The following is a 2078-nucleotide window of genomic DNA, read 5'->3' as shown; positions in this document are numbered from 1 at the left end:
GAGCTGGGCCGGCATGGCGCGCGCGCGGTGCTGCACGTCGAGCGCGGTGAGCAACTCAAGCGCCCGGGCGCGGGCCTGGGCGTTGGGCACACCGGCCAGCATGGGCAGCAAGGCAACGTTGTCGGTGGCGTCCAGAAACGGAATCAGGTAGGGCGCCTGGAAGACGAAGCCGATCTTGTCGCGCCGCAGCGCGCGCAGGTCGCGCACCTGCCAGCCGTTGTCATAGATCACCTCGTCGCCCAGCACCATGCGCCCGGCGGTGGGATCGATGACGGCGCCCAGGCATTTGAGCAGCGTGCTCTTGCCCGAGCCCGACGGCCCCACCAGCCCGACCACTTCGCCGGGGCTGACCTGCAGGTTGACGTCTTTGAGGGCGTGCACGGCGGTATCGCCCTTGCCAAAGCTTTTGCTCAGGCCTTCCACGCGGATTCCTTTGGTGGTCATGGCATCACCCTCTTATCACCCTATGGCCTGTGCCGGGTCCACCCGCAGCGCCATGCGGATGGCGACCACGCTGGCGATCACGCAAATGCCCAGCACGGCGAAGAAGCCGGCCACCGAATCCATGGGCATGAGCAGCACATATTTGGGAAAGAAAGGCGCGGCAAACGTGGCCGAGATCTTGCCCACCACGAAGCCGATCACCCCCAGCGCCAGCGCCTGCTGCAGGATCATGGCGGCGATGGTGCGGTTGCGCGTGCCAATGAGCTTGAGCACGGCGATCTCACGGATCTTGTCCATCGTGAGCGAGTAGATGATGAAGGCCACGATGGCGGCGCTGACCACGGCGAGAATGGCCAGGAACATGCCGATCTGCCGCGCCGATGTGGCGATCAGCTTGCTGACCAGGATTTCTTCCATCTGCGGGCGCGTGTAGGCCGTCATACGCTTCCAGCGCTGGATGGCCTCGGCCACCTCCTGCGGCGCATGGCCCGGCTGCACGGTCACCAGCACGGCGTTGACGAAGGCGTTGGTGCTTTGCGAAGCGATCACGGCATCGAGCAGGCCGGGCACCGCCGGGCGGTTGAAGGCCGGGTTGGCCTCGGTGCGGCGGCGGCTGTGCCAGATGGCGTCGTTGTCCTTGAGGAACTGCGCCTCCTGCGCATCCTTGAGCGGTATGAACACCATCGGGTCGCCGCTGGAAGACACCATACGCCGCGTCAACCCGACCACGGTGTAGTGGTTGCGCCGCACCGTCAGGCGCTCGCCCAGCCGGAAACCAGCGGCCACGTCGGCCACGGCCTCGTAGTGCCCGCGCGTGACCTGGCGGCCATCCACCAGGTGCGGCGGCCAGCCCGGTGTGACGCCCGCCGGGCCCGGCGCAATGCCCACCACCATCGCGCGCACGTCACTGCCGCCCTTGCGCACCTGCGTTGTGAGGTAGGTGACGTTGGCGGCCTGGGCCACGCCGGGCATCGCCAGGATGCCGCGGTACAGGTCGTCCTGCAGGCTGGACGATTCGGCATACGGCCCGAGCGTGTCTTTCTGCACCACCCAGATGTCGGCGCGGCTGTTGTCGAGCAGCGCCTTGCCGTCGTCCACCATGCCCCGGTACACCCCGGCCATGGTCAGCGTCACGCCGATCAGCAGGCCCAGGCCCACGCCGGTGAAGACAAACTTGCCCCAGGCATGCAGGATGTCGCGGCCAGACAGGCTGATCATGGCGCGCCCTGGGTGGCACCTTTGGCTACGCGCTCCACCACCTGGATGCGGCTGCGCGCGGTCAGGGGTTTTTCGCTGTAGACAACCACCTGGTCGCCCTCGTCCAGCCCCTGCAGCACCTGCACATGGCCGTCGAGATCGGCGCTGCCCAATTGCACTGGCGCGAATTGCAGCTTGCCATCGGTCCAGCGCCACACACCGGTCTGGCCGCTCACGCGCTGAACGGCAGCATTGGGCAATACGGGTTGCGCCTCCAGCGCGGGCAGGTCGATGGTGACTTCGGCCAGCTCACCGATGGGCGGCAGGGGCGATGGCAAGGCCTCAAACACCACCTTGGCCAGCGTTTCCTCGGTCACGGCATCGGCCAGCGGCTCGACGCGCAGCACGCGGCCCGCCAGCGCCTGGCCCGCGCGCGA

2 protein-coding genes and 1 pseudogene are annotated in these 2078 nt (G+C 67.6%); all 3 read right to left on the bottom strand.

Annotation, left to right across the window (positions count from 1 at the left end; all coding sequences use genetic code 11):
* Positions 1-444, bottom strand: a 444-nt coding sequence (locus ACDELDRAFT_RS21710) for an ATP-binding cassette domain-containing protein (protein ID WP_005800668.1), incomplete at its 3' end; no start/stop codon positions are given.
* A gap of 15 nt (positions 445-459) precedes the next feature.
* On the bottom strand, positions 460-1662 hold the full coding sequence (locus ACDELDRAFT_RS21705; RefSeq protein ID WP_005800666.1) for an ABC transporter permease: 1203 nt from the start codon (positions 1660-1662) through the stop codon (positions 460-462).
* A pseudogene (locus tag ACDELDRAFT_RS21700) lies at positions 1659-2078 on the bottom strand (efflux RND transporter periplasmic adaptor subunit); the annotation flags it as partial. The gene ACDELDRAFT_RS21705 and the pseudogene ACDELDRAFT_RS21700, both read right to left, overlap by 4 nt.

The organism is Acidovorax delafieldii 2AN, assembly GCF_000175235.1.
GTDB classification, from domain to species: Bacteria; Pseudomonadota; Gammaproteobacteria; order Burkholderiales; family Burkholderiaceae_C; genus Acidovorax; species Acidovorax delafieldii_B.
The sequence above is the reverse complement of the archived record's forward strand: the minus strand, read 5'-3'. Positions and strand labels throughout refer to the sequence as shown.